The sequence below is a fragment of the Thermoflexus sp. genome (assembly GCF_025055495.1).
Taxonomy (GTDB): domain Bacteria; phylum Chloroflexota; class Anaerolineae; order Thermoflexales; family Thermoflexaceae; genus Thermoflexus.
In genome coordinates this window covers 1-5603 of the sequence record NZ_JANWXB010000262.1, presented here as the reverse complement: position 1 = coordinate 5603, position 5603 = coordinate 1, and the positions used below count along the sequence as shown (strand labels likewise).

Here is a 5603-nt window from a genome sequence, read left to right as displayed (position 1 = left end):
CTGACGTCAGCCGCCCAGTCCTTGAGGCTCGAGCCCGCTCCCTCGAACCCTATCTGGAGCGCCAGCGAGGCGGTCGACGGCTGGCGGATTTATTACGCCAGCTGGTCCGGATCTACACGGACCTGTGGCTGCTCCCCCCTGAGGTGCTTTCGTATCTGGCGGAACAGGTAGATACGGGATCGGCCTCGATGATCCGGTGGCCCAGCGAGCGGGCCCTGCGGGCCCATCTCCCCTCCGAAGAACGGCTGAGCCGGTGGTGGCGGCATGTGCGGGATCAGGCCTCGGAAGCCCGTTCCTGGCTGATCCGATCCAACCTGCGCCTGGTGGTCAGCGTGGCCAAGAAATACATCGGCCGCGGCGTCTCCTTCCTAGATCTGATCCAGGAGGGGAATTTGGGGCTGTTGCGGGCGGTGGAGAAGTTCGATCCCGGACGGGGCTTCAAGTTCTCCACCTATGCCACCTGGTGGATCCGCCAGGCCATCACCCGCGCCATCGCCGATCAGGCCCGCACCATCCGCATCCCGGTGCATCTGGCGGAGTTCCTGAGCCGCCTGATGCGGGCTCAGCAGAAACTCCAGCAGGCCCTGGGCCGGGATCCCACCCCCGAGGAGCTGGCCCTGGAGCTGAACCTGCTCTCCCCGGAGGAGATTCTGGAGATTCAGGCGGCCTGGAACGCCAACCAGCCCCTGCCGCCCTATCTGGCCCGCCGTCTCCGGGAAGCCACCCGGAAGGTCGAGCGAGCCTTGCGCTGGGCAGCGGAGCCGATGTCCTTAGAGACGCCGGTGGGGGAGGAGGAAGATAGCGAGCTGGCGGATTTCATCGAGGATCAGGGAACCCGCACCCCGCTGGAAGAGGCCCATCTGACCATGCTTCGGGAGCAACTGCGGGAGATCCTGGACACGCTTCCGGAACGGGAGCGGCAGGTGCTGGAGGTTCGCTTCGGGTTGAAAGACGGCCAGTGGCGAACCCTAGATGAGGTAGGGCAGATGTTCGGGCTGACCCGAGAGCGGATCCGCCAGATCGAAAGCAAGGCGCTGCGCAAACTGCGCCATCCGCACTACAGCCGACGGTTGAAGGATTACTTGAGCTGATCGGGAGACCGAGGGTGCCCATCCGGCCGGGCAGGCCCGCCCGATCTCGTCGAATGCCCTTTGGAGTCGAGCCGCCAAGGGCAAGTCCTGCGCCAGGAGGAAACCCTAACCCCTCTTTGCCTGCTGCCGCTCCCGCCCTCAGGCTGCGCCCAGAGAAGAAACCAGATGGAGCAGTCGGTCCGTTGATCCATTCATCGATGCGTTGAAAGGCATGAGATGTCCCACCAACCCCCTAAGAGGCGGAATCTGCCGCGAGGAGCAAGGATGAAATGGCCATCCGAATTCATCCAACTGCCGAAGTTTCGACAGATGCCGAGATCGGGGATGGCACTGTCATCTGGCATCACGCCCAGATCCGGGAAGGGGCTCGCATTGGAGTCCATTGCATCATCGGCAAGGGCGTTTACATCGATGTGGGCGTAGTGATCGGCGATAACGTCAAGATTCAGAATTATGTATCCATATATCGCGGTGTGATCATCGAGGACGGCGTCTTCATCGGCCCCCATGTGTGCTTTACGAACGACATATTCCCACGAGCCATCCGTCCGGATGGCTCGTTGAAGACCGAGGAGGATTGGGTGGTGATCAAAACCCTTGTTCGGCGCGGGGCCTCTATCGGGGCCAATTCCACCATCCGTTGCGGGGTGACGATCGGGGAGTGGGCTATGGTCGGAGCGGGAAGCGTGGTGACCCGGGAGGTTCCCCCCTACGGTCTGGTCTATGGCAACCCCGCGCGCCTGCGCGGCTTTGTATGCCCATGTGGAGCCAAGTTGAGAACAGTCAGACAGACATCTGAGCATATCATCGCCCAATGCCCTCAGAACCATTTTCAGATCGCCATTCCTGCTTCCAACTGGAAGGCGGCTATGAGCCCATCGAGATAGATGGGATCCGAGGATATGACCTGGGAATGCCCCGCCCGCTCAGAGTTTCTCCCCCTGTCGCCGGAAGAGCGGCGAAAATCCTGGATTCCCTCCCCCTCCGGCCCTTTGGGTCGGGGAGGAGGGAATCCAGAGGGATAAGGCCATCCCTCATCGAGCTCCTAATGGCGGAATCTCTCAGCTTTTCAGAGGCGGATCACCCGGTCCAGAACCATCAGGACAAAGAGCAGGAACAAATAGGCGTTCGAAGCGTGATACATCTGGCGGGCGATGGCCTTCTCCGGCGCCCGCCAGAGGCGGAAAGCCAGGAGCAGCAACCAGGCGTTCAGCGCCAGCACCCCGACCAAATAGATCCCCCCCATCGCCCCTGCGACGAAGGGGGTCAGCGTGAGCAGCCCGAGGATGACTGTATACAGGAAGGCCTGGAACGCCGCCGTCCGCGCCCCGGTCACCACCGGCAGCATCGGAACGCCCGCCTCCCGATAGTCCCGCTCCGTCAGGATCGCGAAGGACCAGGTGTGAGGAGGGGTCCAGAAAAAGATCAGCGCAAACAGGAACAGCGCCATCGGATCCACCCGCCCGGTCACCGCCGTCCAGCCCACCATGGGGGCGAACCCTCCAGCGGCTCCCCCGATCACGATGTTCTGCGACGTCCACCGCTTCAATCCCATCGTATAAATCCCCACATACCAGATCCAACCCGCCAGCGCCAGCAACGCCGCGGTGGTGTTCACAAAGGTCCACAGGAGCAAGAAGCCGAGGGCGGAAAAGAGCAAGGCAACCCCCATCGCCTCTCCCCGCCCCAGCCGGCCAGCCGGGATGGGGCGGCGGGCCGTGCGATGCATCCGCCGGTCCAGCTCCGCATCCCAGACGTTGTTCATCGCGTTGGCCCCGCCGGAGATCAGAAAGCCGCCCAGCAGGGTGTAAATAAACGTGAGGATGGGGGGCAGGCCGCCCTGCGCGATCATCATCGCCCCCGCCGTGGTGACCAGAAGCAGGGCCACGATCCCCGGTTTCGTCAGAGTGAAATACGGCTCCCACAGATTGCTCAGGCGGACCGTTTCCTCAGGGATTCCCTCCACCCACTGAGCCTCCCCCAGCGCCCAGGCCCAGGCGATCCCCATCGCCGCCCAGATCGCCGCGGCCAGCCCCAGATGCAGAGCGTTCAAAGACGCCGGGAACCCCATCCACAGGTTGATCGCCCCCAGGCCGATCTGGATCAGGTAGAGCACGAAGGCGGCCAGAACCCAGTGGAAAATCCCGCGAGAGATCCCATGCCAGGTCGCCAGCCGCACCGTGAGCCAGGCCATGGCGAGTCCCACGCCGAGGGCGACCAGCCGATGCAGCATGTGCACGCGGCCCAGCAGATCCCCCGGCCAGATGATCCATCCCTCACAGAAAGGCCAGCTCGAGCACGCCCAGGAGGCTCCGCTTCCGGTCACCGCCGCTCCCACCAGCGTAAGGGCGAACAGCCCCAGCCCGGCCATGCCGATCCAGCGCATCGCGCTGGCGGCGGGTTGAACCGAGGAAAGCTCCCGGTGCGGGGCGCGGGCGGACCACGGCGCGGAGGCGCGCACCGCCGCCACCAGGGTGAGGGCCAGGATCGTCAACGCCAGCGCCAGATGAACCGCCACCATGGTCGGCGGAAGTTCGAGGATCACCGTCAGCCCGCCCAGAAGGGCTTGCCCGAAGACCAGCCCCAGCGCCCAGAAGAGCGGGCGGTAAAGCCCCGGACGTTGTTCCTTCCGCCAGGCGATCAGGGCGGAAAGCGCCAGCAACGGCGTCACACTGGCCGCCAGAAGCCGATGAATCCATTCCAACCAGGCCGCTATATCGTCCAGAGGAGGGATGACCCGTCCGTAACACAACGGCCAATCCGGGCACCCCAGACCGGATCCAGTGGTGCGCACCAGCGCACCCCACATCGTCAGCAGGCCGATGACTAGGGCGGTGATCCTCAGCAGGATCTGCAATCCCTTCCCGGCTTTTTCGTTCCCCATGCGATGCTCCTGCGCGAAAGAGGAATTTTCGTTGGCTTTATCATACAGATAAATCCTGAGCTGCTCTACAAACGCTTGCCCGAAATTCCATTCCGGAGATCCATTTTCCGAAGAGCCACCAGCGGCCCTCCTGGTCTTTCAGCATCGCTTCGGATGCCATAACTTCCTGGCGTTCATGAGGGCTGGGGGAGGCGGATGGACATTCCGCAAGCGTTCCCCTCCCCCTGCTTTCATCAGGGGAGAGGGAAATGAGAGCCAGCGAATCACTGCCCGGAAACCCACGATGTTCCCCGGGGTTGAAGCCCGGCGAATCCGCGAGGCCGGTGGAACCCCCGAAGGTGACGCCAGCGCCACCATACCCCCACCGGATAGCCGCACATCTTGGCCACATCGCCCCACACCCGGATCAACGGGATCCAGAGGGCCATCTGAATTCGATCCCGCCATGTGTAGTCTTGCCAGAGCCGGAAGAGGCGGCGATAGGGAAGGCGTAGATAGAGCCATCCCCCCAGCAGATAGCCCAGGGTGAACAGGGGATGAACCCCCAGGCTGAGCCCGGCCAGGGCCGGGATCAGGCCCAGGTAGGTGCCGTAACGGATCGTGTGGCGCAGCCGCCAGAGATCCGCCTTCCCATCCCCCCGGGCATACCGGTAATACTGCAGGAAGAAGGCCCGCATCGTCCGACGGGGCCGGAAGTAAACCACGGCCTCGGGGACGAAGGCGAAGGGGCCGAAACGCTCATATAGGGCGAAATCGAAGACCAGATCCTCACAGTAATCCAGCCACTCGGGGTAGCCGCCCACCGCCTCCCACGCAGCCTTGCGGAAGGCGACCGAACGGCTGGAGGGCCAGAAACGATCCGGTCGGATCTCCCGCCGCTCCGGCAACACGGTGGCGGCCATCGCCACCTCGAACGGCGTGCGGGGATCCGGAAGGAAGAACCCCGCGGCCACCATGGTCCCCGGCCGTTCCTCGAAGGGCCGGAGCAGATGCTCCAGCCATTCGGGATGCAGGCGCACCCCGGCATCGGTCACCGCGATGATCTCTCCACGGGCGGCGGCGATCGCCCGATTGCGCCCCTGAGCGATGTTGGTCCCCGGCGCCTCGATGATCCGCAGCGGCAGCCGCCGCTCCGCCCGCAGGCGCTCCAGGGTTCCATCCGTAGATCCCCCATCGGCGATGATCACCTCATCCGGGGAACGGGACTGAAGGACCAGGGAATCCAGCAACTCCTGAATAGAATCCCCTTCGTTTTTGACGGTGGCGATCACGGAAACCCGCAGCATCGAACGCCCCCCATGGGATTTGGGGGATCAGGCGGCCTTACCATCTGTTAGCTATTCTACTTCTTTGCGCTGCAAAGGCGCGCCAGATCCTCGCCCCACATCCCCAAAGAGCCGACCCTTGTGGGTGGGGGCAGACGGCCCGGGGCAGCCCGCACCCCACGAACGAACAAGTTTCCCCCTCCCCGGGCGGCCTGAAAGGGGGGAAGTGATCGCTCCTTCAGACCGGTCTCGGCTTCCCCAATCTCCACCGATCGGGGCGCTATCCCCCTCCGGCAAAAGAGCGGAAAAACCCTGATGCTCCACGGACGGCGAAGCGATCCGTCCTCCCCGGACCCGAGACAA

At 63.9% G+C, this 5603-nt stretch carries 4 protein-coding genes; 2 read left to right on the top strand and 2 right to left on the bottom strand.

What is annotated here, in order from left to right; all coding sequences use genetic code 11:
* Both NZM16_RS08580 and NZM16_RS08575 read left to right on the top strand, forming a co-directional pair.
* The coding region (locus NZM16_RS08580) for a sigma-70 family RNA polymerase sigma factor (RefSeq protein ID WP_295479933.1) at window positions 1–1091 on the top strand (1091 nt) is incomplete at its 5' end.
* 269 nt (window positions 1092–1360) lie between these two features.
* The gene (locus tag NZM16_RS08575; protein ID WP_295450287.1) at window positions 1361–1978 is read left to right on the top strand and encodes an acyltransferase; all 618 of its coding nucleotides are present in this window, start codon (window positions 1361–1363) and stop codon (window positions 1976–1978) included.
* A 182-nt stretch (window positions 1979–2160) separates the two neighbouring features.
* On the opposite strand, the gene NZM16_RS08570 is transcribed toward NZM16_RS08575, so the two are convergent.
* Window positions 2161–3975 carry a heme o synthase gene (locus tag NZM16_RS08570; RefSeq protein ID WP_295450284.1) on the bottom strand — a complete coding sequence of 605 codons (1815 nt, stop codon included), beginning with the start codon at window positions 3973–3975 and terminating at the stop codon, window positions 2161–2163.
* A gap of 263 nt (window positions 3976–4238) precedes the next feature.
* Window positions 4239–5261, bottom strand: coding sequence for a glycosyltransferase (locus NZM16_RS08565; protein ID WP_295450281.1), 1023 nt, complete (start codon window positions 5259–5261; stop codon window positions 4239–4241).
* Window positions 5262–5603 lie beyond the last annotated feature (342 nt).